Origin of the sequence: Paraburkholderia solisilvae (genome assembly GCF_902859875.1) — a bacterium.
In the GTDB taxonomy this organism is placed as follows: domain Bacteria; phylum Pseudomonadota; class Gammaproteobacteria; order Burkholderiales; family Burkholderiaceae; genus Paraburkholderia; species Paraburkholderia solisilvae.
Window position 1 is genome coordinate 1 of the sequence record NZ_CADIKF010000010.1, and the last position, 13,624, is coordinate 13,624.

A 13,624-nucleotide genomic window follows, 5' to 3' on the forward strand; every position below is an offset into this window, starting at 1 on the left:
GGCCGCTGCAGCGTCGGCGCCGGCCGCGGATGCAACCGCGAGCGCTCCGGCTGACGCGTCGGCCGCCGCCGCACCGGCTGCGCCGACCGCGCCGTTCTCGGTCGATTCGTCGAAGATCAGCGCCGGCGACACCGCGTGGATGCTCACGTCTACCGCGCTCGTGCTGTTCATGACGATTCCGGGCCTCGCGCTTTTCTACGCCGGCATGGTCCGCAAGAAGAACGTGCTCGCGACCGTGATGCAGAGTTTCGCGATCACCTGCGTCGTGACGGTGGTCTGGACGGTGGTCGGCTACAGCCTCGCGTTCACGCCGGGCAACTCGTTCATCGGCGGCTTCTCGCGGGTGTTCCTGTCGGGCATGAACTACATCAAGACCGACAAGGCCACCACGCTGACCGTGAGCCACCTCGCGACGACGATTCCCGAAACGGTCTACTTCTGCTTCCAGCTGACTTTCGCGATCATCACGCCGGCGCTTATCACCGGTGCGTTCGCGGACCGGATGAAGTTCTCGTCGATGCTGGTCTTCATGACGCTGTGGTCGATCCTCGTCTACTCGCCGATCGCGCACATGGTGTGGGAGCCGACCGGCTGGCTGGCTAGCGCGGGCATCCTCGACTTCGCGGGCGGCACGGTGGTGCACATCAACGCGGGTATCGCGGCGCTCGTCTGCGCGCTGGTGCTCGGCAAGCGCACCGGCTACGGCAAGGACGTGATGGCGCCGCACAACCTCGTGCTGACGATGATCGGCGGCTCGATGCTGTGGGTCGGCTGGTTCGGCTTCAATGCGGGCTCGGCGGTTGCCGCCGACGGCCGTGCCGGCTTCGCGATGCTGACCACGCAAATCGCGACCGCGATGGCCGCGCTCGGCTGGATGTTCGCCGAATGGATCGCGAAGGGTAAGCCGTCGGTGCTCGGCATCGTGTCGGGCGCAGTGGCCGGTCTGGTGGCGATTACGCCGGCATCGGGCTTCGTCGGTGTGGCCGGTGCGCTGATCATCGGCCTGCTGGCCGGCGTGATCTGCTTCTGGTCCGCCACGTGGCTCAAGCACAAGCTCGGCTACGACGATTCGCTCGATGCGTTCGGCGTGCACTGCGTCGGCGGTATCGTCGGCGCGATCCTGACCGGCGTGTTCGCGGTCAAGGACATCAGCGGCCTCGATGCGAGCGTGCTGCTGCAGGCGAAGGGCGTGTTGACGACCATCGTCTACAGCGGTGTGGTCAGCTTTATCCTGCTGAAGGTGATCGACATGGTCATGGGCCTGCGCGTGACGGAAGAAGAAGAGCGCGAAGGTCTCGATGTGATTCTGCACGGCGAACACGTCGAGTAATGACCCTATCGGTCTGACAAGTATCGGTTTTGGTAGCGCAGCGACTTCAGCCCGCCTCACGGCGGGCTTTTTTCTTCCCGCGCTATCTCGTAAACAGCGGATTTTGCTCGATTTTTCAGAGGTTAGGAGAATAGACCTGCGCGCACCTTGCGATTGGAGAAAGCGTCCCCAGATGGGCAAAGCGTTTGCTCTACAATCTTCCTTCTCCAGTCTGCGAGTGATCAATGGTTCCGCATCTTGTTACGGCGTTAAATGGTCCGCTGCTCGACCTCGAACGGAAGATCCTCGACGCGACACCGGCTATCGAGCGCTGGTTCCGGCTCGAATGGCAGGAGCACACGCCGCCGTTCTACTGTTCGGTCGATCTGCGCAATGCCGGCTTCAAGCTTGCGCCTGTCGATGCGAACCTTTTTCCGGGCGCGTTCAATAATCTGCCGGTCGAAGTGTTGCCGCTTGCGGTGCAGGCCGCGATGGCGTCGATCGAAAAGATCTGCCCGGACGCGAAAAACCTGCTCGTCATTCCTGAGCGCCACACGCGCAACGCGTTCTACCTCGAAAACGTCGCCCGCCTCGCGACCATCATGCGTCAGGCGGGTCTGAACGTTCGCTTCGGCACGCTCGACGAGTCGATCGGCGGTCCGGTCACCATCCCGCTGTCCGATGGCCAGAAAATCGTGCTCGAACCGCTCGAGCGCTCGCAGCGCCGGCTCGGCCTGAAGAACTTCGATCCGTGCTCGATCCTGATCAACAACGACCTGTCGGGTGGCATTCCGCCGGTGCTCGAGAATCTGCACGAGCAGTATCTGCTGCCGCCGCTGCACGCGGGCTGGGCGGTGCGCCGCAAGTCGACGCACTTCTCGTGTTACGACGAGGTCGCGAAGAAATTCTCGAAGATGGTCGAGATCGATCCGTGGATGATCAATCCGTATTACGCCCACGTCGAAGGCGTCGATTTCGAAGCGCGCACCGGTGAAGCGGCGCTCGCGGATGCGATCGACGGCGTGCTGAAGAAGATCGCGAAGAAGTATCGCGAGTACGGCATCTCGGAGAAGCCGTACGTCGTGATCAAGTCGGACGCGGGCACCTACGGCATGGGCGTGATGACCGTGCACGACGCGTCCGAAGTGGCCGCGCTGACGAGGCGCGAACGCACGAAGATGGCGACCACGAAAGAAGGCCTCGAAGTGCACGACATGCTCGTGCAGGAAGGCGTCTATACGTTCGAGCGAATCGGCGACGAAGTCGCGGAGCCGGTCGTGTACATGATCGACCGTTACGTCGTCGGCGGTTTCTATCGCGCGCACGGCAGCCGCGAACGCGATCAGAACCTGAACGCGCCCGGCATGCACTTCGTGCCGCTCGGCTTCGAGCACACCGCGCTGCCCGATGCGCATGCGAAACCCGGCGCCGCGCCGCCGAACCGGTTTTACATGTATGGTGTCGTGGCGCGGCTGGGCCTGCTCGCCGCGTCGCTGGAACTCGAGCGGACCGATCCGGAAGCGATCCAGGTCTGACGCGTTGCGGCGGTCGAACCGTGTGATGTAACGCTCAACGCGAGCCCTCGAGGGCTCATCAGGTCACTCATGGACATTCTTTTTATTGCCGACCCGCTTGCCCGCTTCAAGATCTACAAGGACACGACCTACGCGATGATGGCCGAAGCGGCGCGCCGCGGCCACACGCTGTACACGTGCGAGCCGCAGCATCTCGCGTGGACGGGCGGGGCGGTCGAAGCGAACGTGCAGCGCTTCCAGATTGTCGGCGACGAAGCGGATAGTCACCGCGAGCCGTGGTTCGCCGCGCAGGAAGCCGCACCGCGCGCGCTGACGAGCTTCGGCGCGGTGCTGATGCGCAAGGACCCGCCATTCGACATGGAATACGTGACGTCGACGTGGCTGCTCGAACTCGCGGAACGTGCCGGCGCGCGCGTCTTCAACAAGCCGCAGGCCATTCGCGACCATTCGGAAAAACTCGCGATCGGCGAGTTCCCGCAGTTCGTCGCGCCGACGCTCGTCACGCGCGATCCGGCGCGCCTGCGCACGTTCCACGCCGAGCACGGCGACGTGATCCTGAAGCCGCTCGACGGCATGGGCGGCATGGGTGTGTTTCGCGTGAAGCCCGACGGCATGAACCTCGGTTCGATCGTCGAGATGCTGAGCCACGACGGCGCGCGCACTGTGATGGCGCAGAAGTTCATCCCCGAGATCAAGGATGGCGACAAGCGCATTCTGCTGATCGGCGGCGAGGCCGTACCGTATTCGCTTGCGCGCATTCCGCAGGGCAACGAGGTGCGCGGCAATCTGGCCGCCGGTGGTCTCGGCGTCGCGCGGCCGCTCACGCCGCGCGACCGTGAGATCGCCAGCACGCTCGGGCCGGTGCTGGCCGCACGCGGCCTGCTGCTGGTCGGCCTCGACGCGATCGGCGACTGGCTGACCGAAGTCAACGTGACGAGCCCGACGTGCTTCCGCGAGATCATGGATCAGACCGGCTTTGATGTGGCCGGCATGTTCGTCGACGCGCTGGAGCGCGCGGTCGGCTAGACGCCGTGCGGACGGCCGCGCGGGCGGTTGCCGTGGCAGGCGCAGGCCCGTGCGGCCGATTCGGTCGCGCTCGACGTGTGTCCCGGCGCCAGCGCGAATCGCCGGAAGGCGCGAAAATGACGCTGTTACAATGCCCGCTCGCGCTTGGGTCTGTGTTTGGCTCGCGTTCCCCGCAAGCGTTCCGGCCCTTTCGAGGCAGGTGGGCAATCCCGGTCAGGACGTGCGCCGCGAGCACACGCCCGGCCCGGCAAGCCCGTGGGCTTTCCGGGCAAATGTGCCGCGCGCCTCGCGCGTCATCCGACGCCGGGCGAGGCCACGATAGCGGGTCGTTTTTTGCAGCAAGGCTGACATGGCAGGCATTCTGATCATTGCGCACGCTCCGTTCGCCACCGCGCTACGCGAGTGTGTCGCGCACATTTACGGCGGCTTGCCCGCCCGTATCGGCGTAATCGACGTGACGGCCGATTGCGATCCCGTGGAGATCGTCGCGCTCGCACATCAGGAAATCGAGCGTCTGAAGGAAGAGAACGGCGCGCTTGTGATGACCGACATGTTCGGCGCGACGCCGTCGAACATCGCGGGCCGGCTCGCGACGCTGCCGGACGTGCGGGTGGTGACGGGCGTCAATCTGCCGATGCTGGTGCGCGCGGTGTGCTACCGTGCTACGCCGCTCGATACACTCGTCGATAAAGCGCTTGCGGGCGCAACCAAAGGCATTCATACGATCGGCCCGTCGACGCCGCCGCCCGTCGCGCCGATTGCGAGCGACGCGGACTGCATCCCCGCGCTGCCGCCGGACAGCGCGCTCGACGCGAGCGGCAAGGTGGACGGGCGATAGGCATGGCCTGCCCGCATCGGCTGATGCCGCGCTCGAGCCGGCAACATCAACAACTTTAACCACCGCTCTTCGGATCATCAGATGCTGCAACAGGAAACGACAATCGTGAACAAGCTCGGACTGCACGCGCGCGCGTCGGCCAAGCTCACGCAACTGGCCGCGAACTTCCAGTGCGAGATCTGGATGAGCCGCAACGGCCGGCGCATCAACGCGAAGAGCATCATGGGCGTGATGATGCTCGCGGCCGGCATCGGCAGCACGGTGCTGATCGAAACCGAAGGCGGTGACGAAAAAGAAGCGATGGACGCGCTGTTGAAGCTGATCGCGGATAAATTCGGCGAAGGACAATAGCGCGATGCGGCGTTGTGCCCGATGTGAAAAAACGCCGCGGTGATGCCGCGGCGTTCTGTTTTCGGACGCAACCGCCGCGCAAGCGGATCGCCTTGGGTGACAGGATTGCGGCAGTGATCGGCGCGGATCGCCTGCCGTTGGCCGCACGGTTTTTCGCGGCATTGTTGCGTTCCATGCGATAGCTTTTCTGCTGCAGCGCACAGCACGCGGAGATGCTGCGGAATCTATAATCGTGGGCGGGGTCTGAGAGCACTGCAGCGGTTTGCCGCGGCATCACACAACTAGAGGAGGTGCGCGTGTCGTTCACGCTGCATGGAATTCCCGTATCACGCGGTATCGCCATCGGGCGGGCCTATCTGATCGCCCCGGCCGCACTCGACGTCGATCACTATCTGATCGAACCCGCCGAAATCGAAGGCGAGGTCGAACGCTTTCGCACCGCCCAGGTTGTCGTCACTCAGGAACTCGATGCGTTGCGCGCCGATCTGTCGGCCGATGCGCCGAGCGAAATGAGCGCGTTTATCGACGTCCACTCGATGATCCTGAACGACCCGATGCTGGTCCAGGAAACGATCGATCTGATTCGCACGCGCCGCTACAACGTCGAATGGGCGCTCACTGAGCAGCTCGAGCGCCTGTCGCGTCATTTCGACGAAGTCGACGACGAATACCTGCGCGAGCGCAAGGCCGATATCGAACAGGTGGTCGAGCGCGTCCTGAAGGCGCTGGCCGGCGCTTCGGTGAACCTCGCGCACAGCGTGCATGGCGCATGCGACGAGATGATCGTCGTCGCGCACGACATTGCGCCCGCCGACATGATGCAGTTCAAGACGCAGACGTTTCAGGGCTTCGTCACCGATCTCGGCGGCCGCACGTCGCATACGGCGATCGTCGCGCGCAGCCTCGGCATTCCGGCCGCGGTCGGCGTCCAGCAGGCGAGCACGCTGATTCGCCAGGACGATCTGATCATCGTCGACGGCGATAACGGCGTGGTGATCGTCGACCCTGCACCGATCGTCCTCGAAGAATATTCATACCGGCAAAGCGAGAAGGCGCTCGAGCAGCGCAAGCTGCAGCGGCTCAAGTTCTCGCCGACCAAGACGCTGTGCGGCACGCATATCGAGCTATGCGCGAACATCGAGTTGCCGGATGACGCGCGCGCGGCGGTCGACGCCGGCGCGACCGGTGTCGGCCTGTTTCGCACCGAGTTCCTGTTCATGAACCAGAAGGACGGCCGGCTGCCCGAAGAGGAAGAGCAGTTCGACGCGTATCGCCGCGCGGTCGAGCTGATGAACGGGATGCCGGTGACGATTCGCACGATCGACGTCGGCGCGGACAAACCGCTCGATTCGATCGGCAGCACCGGCGACGGGTATGAGACCGCGCCGAACCCCGCGCTCGGGTTGCGCGCGATCCGCTGGAGTCTGTCCGAGCCGCAGATGTTCCTCACGCAGTTGCGCGCGATTCTGCGCGCGTCGGCGTTCGGCAATGTGAAGATTCTGATTCCGATGCTCGCGCACGCGCAGGAAATCGATCAGACGCTCGATCTGATTCGCGAAGCGAAGCATCAGCTCGACGACGCAGGCCTTGCGTACGATCCGACCGTGCAGGTCGGCGCGATGATCGAGATTCCCGCGGCGGCGATCGCGCTGCCGCTCTTTCTGAAGCGGCTCGACTTCCTGTCGATCGGCACGAACGACCTGATCCAGTACACGCTCGCGATCGACCGCGCCGACAACGCGGTGGCGCATTTGTACGATCCGCTGCATCCGGCCGTGCTGCATCTGATCGCATTCACGCTGCGCGAGGCGAAGCGGGCCGGCGTGCCGGTCTCGGTATGCGGTGAGATGGCCGGCGACCCGGCGTTGACGCGCCTCTTCCTCGGCATGGGACTCACCGAGTTCTCGATGCATCCGAGCCAGTTGCTGCTCGTGAAGCAGGAAATTCTTCGCTCGAACATGAAGTCGCTGGAGAAGCCGGTTGCCGACGTGCTCGCGTCGTTCGAGCCGGGCGAACTGGAAGCGGCGCTCAAGCGCGTCAAGCAGGCCTGAGCGGGCGGGTTTCAGGCCGGATGGCCGGGTTGGAGTCGGCGCCAGCGGCGCGGGCATTCGCCTACGCGTGGCGCCCGCTCGCTGACTGACGCTCAGCGCAGACCGCGCAATCCGGCTGCCGCGCGATGCGCATCGTGGTCCATTCCATGTGCAGCGAATCGAGCATCATCAGGCGGCCGACGAGCGGCGTGCCGACGCCCGCGATCACGCGCAGCGCCTCGGCCGCCTGCATCGCGCCGATGATGCCGACCGTCGGCGCGAACACGCCCATCGTCGAGCACGCGACTTCCTCGAACGGCTGGTCTTCCGGAAACACGCATGCGTAACACGGTGACGCATCGTCGCGGAAATCGAACGTGCTGATCTGACCGTCGAAGCGCAGCGCGGCGCCCGACACGAGCGGTACGCGGTGCGCGACGCACGCGCGATTGATCGCGTGGCGCGTCGCGAAGTTGTCGGTGCAGTCGAGCACCACGGTTGCGGACGGCACCGTGCGGTCAAGCCATGCGTCGTCGACGCGCTCGGTGATCGCGTTGACCTTCACCTCGGGATTGAGCCGCGCGATCGTCTCGCGTCCCGATTCCACCTTGCGTTGGCCGACCGACGCGGTCACATGCAGAATCTGCCGCTGCAGGTTCGTCAGATCGACCGTGTCGGCGTCGACCAGCGTGAGCTGCCCGACGCCCGCGGCCGCCAGATACATCGCGGCCGGCGAGCCGAGCCCGCCCACGCCGACGACGATCGCATGCGCATCGAGAAAGCGCTGCTGCGCCTCGATGCCGAGCTCGTCGACGAGGATATGGCGGGAATAGCGGAGGAGTTGGTCGTCGTTCATGGCGGGGCGCGTTGCGTTACGGGCCGCCGTAGGCTTTTTGTGATTCAGGCAAATCTGCACGACGGCAGAGCAGGCGGCGGCGTTGCCCTTATTCTAGCCGCGCGCCGCAAAGGAGCTCGGCGCCTGATCAGGCAAGCGTGGCACGGGTCCTCGCGGCGTGCGGCCGCGAAGACCCGTGAGACGCCGTTACTTGCTGCTCGACGTCGCCGCCGATGCCGGCGCCGGCGCCGCTGCACCCGGGCCCGATGCGCCCGGCGTGACCGGCAGCGCCGGTTTCACCGCGACCGGCGCCGAAGCGGACTGCGCCGGCTTGTTCTGCGCGAGACGGCGTTCCATCACCGACTTCGATTCAGCCACCGGCTTGCCTTCCATCTTGTTGAGCGCCTGCTGCAGCATGAAGTCGTCGTTCGAACCGAACTCGACCGGCTTGCGATCGCGATCCTTCTGGCGCTGCTCCGGCGTCTTCTTGTCGTTCTGCTCTTCGAGCAGACGCAGCTGGTCCATGCGCTCCTGTTCGCGCTGTTCCTGTTCCTTCTTCTCGTTCGGATCCTGCGTGTTCGCGAGGTGGTTCGAATAATCGACCTCACGCGTCACGAGCGCGTCGTCCGGATCGCCGTCCGCGTACTGATCGACCGCGATATCCGGGCGGATGCCCTTGTTCTGGATCGAACGGCCGCTCGGCGTGTAGTAGTACGCGGTGGTCAGGCGCAGCGCGGAGTCGGCGGTCATCGGACGCACCGTTTGCACCGAGCCCTTGCCGAACGTCGTCTTGCCGACGATCAGCGCGCGATGCTGATCCTGCAGTGCGCCGGCGACGATTTCCGACGCCGAGGCCGAGTAGGCGTTGGTCAGCACGATCATCGGCACCGTCTTGAAGATCGGCGGCAGACTCTTCAGCGGGTCGCCATCGAACGACGACAGGCGGTAGTTATCGTACGTGTCGCGATAGATCTGCTTCGAATCCGGAATCTGGCCGTTGGTCGACACGACCACCGAATCCGGCGGCAGGAACGCGCCCGCGACGCCGACCGCGCTTTGCAGCAGACCGCCGCCGTTGTTGCGCAGATCCAGGATCAGGCCCTTCAGGTTCGGCTGCTGGCGCGCGATGTCCTGCAGTTTCGCGGCGAGGTCCGGCACCGTGCGTTCCTGGAAGCTCGTGATGCGCACGTACGCATAGCCCGGCGCGAGGATCTTCGACTTCACGCTCTGCACCTTGATGATCGCGCGCGTCACCGTGAGCGGGAAGGTGCGGTCGTCGGTCTTGCGGAAGATCGTCAGCGTGACCTTGGTGCCGGGATCGCCGCGCATCTGCTTGACGGCCTTGTCGAGCGTCATGCCGCGCACCGGCTTGTCGTTGATGCGGGTGATCAGGTCGCCCGGACGGATGCCGGCGCGGAACGCGGGCGTGTCTTCAATCGGCGAGATCACCTTGATGAGGCCGTCTTCCTGCGAGATCTCGATGCCGAGACCCGCGAAGCGGCCCTTGGTCTGCTCCTGCAATTCTTCGTAATCGGTCTTGTCGAGATACGACGAGTGCGGGTCGAGGCTCGACACCATGCCTTTGATCGCGGCGGTCAGCAGTTTCTTGTCGTCGACCGGTTCCACGTATTCGTGCTTGATCTGACCGAAGACTTCGGCGAAAAGCCGCAACTGGTCTAGCGGCAGCGGATTGGACGCGGGTACGGGAGTTTGCTGGGCCGAGGCGGAAAGTTGCAAAGTTGCAAAAACGCCGGTAGCAAGGCCCGCGGCGATCAGGCCGATAGTTTTCAGGTTCTTTCGCATAGAGTCTGTTGCGGTCGGAGGCGTGTGGCAGCGTGAAGGGTAACGACGGACAAGTATAACTTCTCGACGCCGGGACGGCCGTTTGGACGGATGACCGGGTTTCGACAAGATCAGGACAGCGAGGTTCTTGCGATCGTCGTGGCGGGTGGCGGGGCGCGTATGTGCGGTGACCGACGCGCGGCGGCGGGTTGCGGCGATTCGTCAGCCGGCAGTCAGTCAGCCGGCAAGCCGGCGCCGATTGTGCCGGCTTGCCGGCCCGCCGGCCGGGCCGGAACGCGATGCGGCGCGTCCCGGCGCGGGCGGCCCTTTACCGGTTCCGCGGGCGGCGGGCCGCCTGCGGCGATGCGCAAGCAGCGGTCCCGCGGCAGGCTGGCCTCAAACGCGACGCGCGGCCAGCCGGCGGTCGATCAGCCCGCCTTACCCTGTTTGGCGACCGCCGCCTGCGCTTTCGCGATCGCTTCCGGATCTCCCAGATAGTAGTGTTTGAGCGGCTTGAGCGCTTCGTCGAGTTCGTAGACGAGCGGTACGCCATTCGGGATGTTCAGCCCGACGATGTCCGAGTCCGAGACGTTGTCCAGATACTTGACGAGGGCGCGGATCGAATTGCCGTGCGCGGCGATCAACACGTTGCGGCCCGATTTAACCGCCGGCGCGATCGATTCGTTCCAGATCGGCATCACGCGCGCGACCGTATCTTTCAGGCATTCGGTGAGCGGCAGTTCTTCGCGCCGCACTTTCGCATAGCGCGGGTCGTCGTACGACGTGCGCGGATCGTTCGACTCGAGCGCGGGCGGCGGCGTGTCATAGCTGCGGCGCCAGATCAGCACCTGTTCGTCGCCGTATTTCGCGGCCGTTTCGGCCTTGTTCAGGCCGGACAGCGCGCCGTAATGGCGCTCGTTGAGCCGCCACGAATGGACCACGGGCAGGTACATCAGGTCCATCTGGTCCTGCACGTGCCACAGCGTGCGGATCGCGCGCTTCAACACCGACGTGTACGCGATATCGAACGTGTAGCCGGATTCCTTCAGCAGGTCGCCCGCCTGCCTTGCCTCGCGAATGCCCTGTTCGGTCAGGTCGACGTCGACCCAGCCGGTGAAGCGGTTTTCCTTGTTCCACGTCGATTCGCCGTGGCGGATGAGAACGAGTTTGTGCATGGTCTTGCCGGTCGGTAGTAAGGAAGCGGTAACGCGAGGCGCGAGCCGCCTCGTTTCGGGCGGTCGCCATCGGGACTGGCGGTTATTTTATAATGGTCGGATTGCCCTTTTTTATTTCTCACTGTTTCTTACTTTTCCGGCGGATCATCCGTGACGTTTTTCACCGATTACTCGAACCTTGTCCTGATCGCGGCTGCCCTCATCTCTGGAGCGTTGCTCCTGTGGCCGGTGATCGCCCGGCGCGGCCGCGGCGGCTTGTCCGCAGCGGAGGCGACGCAGCTGATCAACCGGCGCAACGCCGTGGTGATCGATCTGCGCCCCGCCGCGGAGTTCGCGGCAGGCCATCTGCCGTCGGCGCGTCACGTGGAGCTCGCGGAACTGCAGGCGAAGGTGGGGCAGCTTGTGAAAAACAAGAGCAACCCGGTGCTGCTGGTCTGCCAGACCGGCCAGCATTCGAACAAGGCAGCACGTATCGTGCGTGACGCGGGCCATGCCGAGGTCCATGTGCTCGAAGGCGGTGTCAACGCCTGGAAGCAAGCCGGTATGCCGGTCGTCAAACAAGGAGCGGTAAAGTGAACAAAGTGATCATGTACAGCACGCAAGTGTGCCCGTATTGCCAGATGGCCGAGCGTCTGTTGAAGCAGCGCGGCGTCGAACATGTCGAGAAAGTGCTGATCGACAAGGACCCGACCCGTCGCGAAGAAATGATGACGCGCACCGGCCGTCGCACGGTGCCGCAGGTGTTTATCGGCGAAACGCATGTCGGCGGCTACGACGATCTGTCCGCGCTCGATCGCGCGGGTGGTCTGTCGCCGCTGCTCGAGGCCGCCTGAGCTCCGCCGGTTCGCGACGCCGGTTGCGCCGCGCGCGATGCGCCTGCGGTGCGACCGGACAGTGCGACCGGACCTCGGCCCGACCGTGGGGCCCGGCAAGCCGTTTTGCCGATGAGCGGCCGCAGCGGGTCTTGCCGTAGTTTGCTGCGCCTTCTGTCTTGAACAATCATTGAGCGATCCGGCGGCGCGGCGCCGATTGAATGGCGCCGTTGCCCGTTCAGCGTCCACGCCGACGCGCCGTTTCGCGGGCGCACACCCCAAACTAATGTCTATAATCCGGCGGGCCGCCAAGGGCCGCCGCAACGTACCTCGAGGGAGTACCGAACCATGTCCGACGAAAATAACCAGCCGTTCTTCAACATCCAGCGCATCTATCTGAAGGACATGTCGCTCGAGCAGCCGAATTCACCGGCTATCTTTCTCGAGCAGGAGATGCCGTCGGTCGAGGTCGAAGTCGACGTGAAGGCCGAGCGGCTCGCCGATACGGTGTTCGAGATTCTCGTCACCGGCACGGTCACCGCGAAGGTGAACGACAAGGTTGCGTTTCTGATCGAAGCGAAACAGGCTGGCATTTTCGATATCCGCAATATCCCGGCTGAGCAGATCGATCCACTCGTCGGCATCGCGTGTCCGACCATTCTGTTCCCGTACCTGCGCTCGAATATCGCTGACGCGATCACCCGCGCTGGCTTTCCGCCGATCCACCTCGCGGAAATCAACTTCCAGGCGCTCTACGAGCAGCGTCTCGCGCAGCTCGCGTCGCAGAACGGCGGCGCGCAAAGCGGCGCCACCCACTAACGCAGCACGCACACGGTGCCGGTCATGAAGGTCGCGGTTCTTGGCGCCGGCGCATGGGGCACCGCGCTCGCCGGCCATCTGGCCACGCGGCACGATACCGTGCTGTGGGCGCGCGATAGCGCGCTGGTGGCCGGGCTTGCGTCGACGCATGAAAACGCCCGCTATCTGGCGGGCGTTGTTTTGCCGGCGTCGCTGCGCTATGAAGCCGATCTCACCGCCGCGCTCGATCACGCGCTGGCCGACGACGCGCTGTGCGTCGTGGCCGCGCCGGTCGCGGGTTTGCGCCCGCTCTTTCGTGCGATGCACGATGCGCGCCGTGTGCCCGCGCATGTCGTGTGGCTGTGCAAGGGCTTCGAGGCGGACACGCAATTGCTGCCGCATCAGGTGGTCGCGCAGGAACTGGCTGGGCATCCGAGCAATGGTGTGCTGTCAGGGCCGAGTTTTGCGCGCGAGGTCGGGCAGAACCTGCCGGTTGCGCTGACCGTCGCGAGCGCGTCGGCCGCGTGCCGCGAACGCACGCTGGCCGCGTTTCACCACGGCGCGATGCGCATCTATACCGGCGACGATGTGGTCGGCGTCGAAGTGGGCGGCGCGGTGAAAAACGTGCTGGCGATCGCCACCGGAATCGGCGACGGTTTGGGACTCGGGCTCAACGCGCGCGCCGCGCTGATTACCCGCGGACTCGCTGAAATGACGCGCCTTGGCGTGACGCTCGGCGGCCGCGCGGAGACATTCACCGGCCTCACCGGCCTCGGCGATCTGATTCTCACGGCCACCGGCGATCTATCGCGCAACCGCACGGTCGGCATGCAGCTCGCGGCGGGCCGCTCGCTCGCCGATATTCTCGGCGCGCTCGGTCACGTCGCGGAAGGTGTGCGCTGCGCGCAGGCGGTGCTGTCGATCGCGCGTGCTCATGCGATCGACATGCCGATTACGCAGGCGGTCTGTGCGGTGCTGTTCGACGGCGTTGCGCCGCGCGACGCGGTCAATGCTCTGCTGCGCCGCGACGCGAAAGCGGAGTAGCGGCGCGGGACGCGCGTCTGGCGCGTCCGCACACCAAGCGCACCAGCGCACCAGCGCACCAGCGCACCAGCACATCAGCACATCAGCAC

General features: G+C 64.9%; 13 protein-coding genes. 10 read left to right on the forward strand and 3 right to left on the reverse strand.

Annotation, left to right across the window (positions count from 1 at the left end; all coding sequences use genetic code 11):
• The 6 genes from HV675_RS08305 to ptsP all read left to right on the forward strand — a co-directional run.
• Positions 1 to 1,330: ammonium transporter (locus tag HV675_RS08305; protein WP_175110409.1), on the forward strand; the 1,330-nt coding region annotated here is incomplete at its 5' end.
• A 224-nt stretch (positions 1,331 to 1,554) separates the two neighbouring features.
• A complete protein-coding gene (gene gshA, locus HV675_RS08310; protein ID WP_175110410.1) occupies positions 1,555 to 2,844 on the forward strand; it encodes a glutamate--cysteine ligase in 1,290 nt (429 codons plus the stop codon).
• Positions 2,845 to 2,913: 69 nt separating this feature from the next.
• Positions 2,914 to 3,870, forward strand: a complete 957-nt coding sequence (gene gshB / locus HV675_RS08315; RefSeq protein WP_175110411.1) for a glutathione synthase — start codon at positions 2,914 to 2,916, stop codon at positions 3,868 to 3,870.
• A 349-nt stretch (positions 3,871 to 4,219) separates the two neighbouring features.
• Positions 4,220 to 4,708, forward strand: a complete 489-nt coding sequence (locus HV675_RS08320) for a PTS sugar transporter subunit IIA (RefSeq protein ID WP_175110412.1) — start codon at positions 4,220 to 4,222, stop codon at positions 4,706 to 4,708.
• 81 nt (positions 4,709 to 4,789) lie between these two features.
• Positions 4,790 to 5,059, forward strand: a complete 270-nt coding sequence (locus HV675_RS08325) for an HPr family phosphocarrier protein (protein ID WP_175110413.1) — start codon at positions 4,790 to 4,792, stop codon at positions 5,057 to 5,059.
• A gap of 296 nt (positions 5,060 to 5,355) precedes the next feature.
• Complete coding sequence (gene ptsP / locus HV675_RS08330; RefSeq protein ID WP_175110414.1) at positions 5,356 to 7,110, forward strand: phosphoenolpyruvate--protein phosphotransferase; 1,755 nt, start codon at positions 5,356 to 5,358, stop codon at positions 7,108 to 7,110.
• Between the two features lie 61 nt (positions 7,111 to 7,171).
• On the opposite strand, the gene HV675_RS08335 is transcribed toward ptsP, so the two are convergent.
• The 3 genes from HV675_RS08335 to gpmA form a co-directional block, all read right to left on the reverse strand.
• Entirely contained in the window at positions 7,172 to 7,945 is a 774-nt protein-coding gene (locus HV675_RS08335) for a HesA/MoeB/ThiF family protein (protein WP_175110415.1), read from the reverse strand.
• 186 nt (positions 7,946 to 8,131) lie between these two features.
• The gene (locus HV675_RS08340) at positions 8,132 to 9,727 is read right to left on the reverse strand and encodes a S41 family peptidase (protein ID WP_175110416.1); all 1,596 of its coding nucleotides are present in this window, start codon (positions 9,725 to 9,727) and stop codon (positions 8,132 to 8,134) included.
• A 407-nt stretch (positions 9,728 to 10,134) separates the two neighbouring features.
• The gene (gene gpmA / locus HV675_RS08345) at positions 10,135 to 10,881 is read right to left on the reverse strand and encodes a 2,3-diphosphoglycerate-dependent phosphoglycerate mutase (protein WP_175110417.1); all 747 of its coding nucleotides are present in this window, start codon (positions 10,879 to 10,881) and stop codon (positions 10,135 to 10,137) included.
• Positions 10,882 to 11,031: 150 nt separating this feature from the next.
• Here gpmA and HV675_RS08350 point away from each other — a divergent pair, with 150 nt between their 5' ends.
• The 4 genes from HV675_RS08350 (at position 11,032) to HV675_RS08365 (ending at position 13,535) form a co-directional block, all read left to right on the forward strand.
• The gene (locus HV675_RS08350) at positions 11,032 to 11,457 is read left to right on the forward strand and encodes a rhodanese-like domain-containing protein (RefSeq protein WP_175110418.1); all 426 of its coding nucleotides are present in this window, start codon (positions 11,032 to 11,034) and stop codon (positions 11,455 to 11,457) included.
• Positions 11,454 to 11,714: a glutaredoxin 3 gene (gene grxC / locus HV675_RS08355; protein ID WP_175110419.1), complete on the forward strand. Its 261-nt coding sequence runs from the start codon at positions 11,454 to 11,456 to the stop codon at positions 11,712 to 11,714. The genes HV675_RS08350 and grxC overlap by 4 nt, the downstream gene beginning before the upstream one ends.
• Before the next feature lie 327 nt (positions 11,715 to 12,041).
• Positions 12,042 to 12,512 carry a protein-export chaperone SecB gene (secB, locus tag HV675_RS08360; RefSeq protein ID WP_175110420.1) on the forward strand — a complete coding sequence of 157 codons (471 nt, stop codon included), beginning with the start codon at positions 12,042 to 12,044 and terminating at the stop codon, positions 12,510 to 12,512.
• A 24-nt stretch (positions 12,513 to 12,536) separates the two neighbouring features.
• Positions 12,537 to 13,535, forward strand: a complete 999-nt coding sequence (locus HV675_RS08365; RefSeq protein WP_175110421.1) for an NAD(P)H-dependent glycerol-3-phosphate dehydrogenase — start codon at positions 12,537 to 12,539, stop codon at positions 13,533 to 13,535.
• Positions 13,536 to 13,624: the final 89 nt, after the last annotated feature.